This window comes from Heyndrickxia coagulans DSM 1 = ATCC 7050 (assembly GCF_000290615.1).
In the GTDB taxonomy this organism is placed as follows: domain Bacteria; phylum Bacillota; class Bacilli; order Bacillales; family Bacillaceae_C; genus Weizmannia; species Weizmannia coagulans.
This window is the reverse complement of the sequence record NZ_ALAS01000144.1, coordinates 1-364: the sequence shown is the minus strand read 5'-3', so window position 1 is coordinate 364 and position 364 is coordinate 1. Positions and strand designations below refer to the sequence as shown.

Annotated in this window: 1 pseudogene; it reads left to right on the top strand. The window is 54.4% G+C overall.

What is annotated here, in order from left to right:
• A pseudogene (locus tag IC21_RS16210) lies at positions 1 to 245 on the top strand (ISLre2 family transposase); the annotation flags it as partial.
• Positions 246 to 364: the final 119 nt, after the last annotated feature.

Sequence of the window (364 nt, the reverse complement as noted above, 5' to 3'; positions counted from 1 at the left end):
GCGCCGAAGCCATGGTAAAGGTGAAACAGGGCATGCTTAACGGGACATTGCAGGAAACCTATCTGAAACACCGTTCAAGAAGCGCGAGAAAGCAACGGAGCTTGCAACAATCCATCAGGATGTCTCAACGATTCAAGCAGCCTGTACGCCCGTCAATCGGCGTAAAGCACGGATCAGTTTCCCTGCATTCAAGCCGTTCATCGGCAATGGGGCATTTAAGCAAAATATTAGAGCTTTCGTTTTAAGCCTGGTATGTGGGGGACTGATCGTTGATGCGCGCGAAATTTACGAGACTCCTGCGGGAAAAGCGGGCCAGGAGAGACCCCGCAGCGAGGTACGAGCGAGGAGGCTCGCCGGCCGCCCG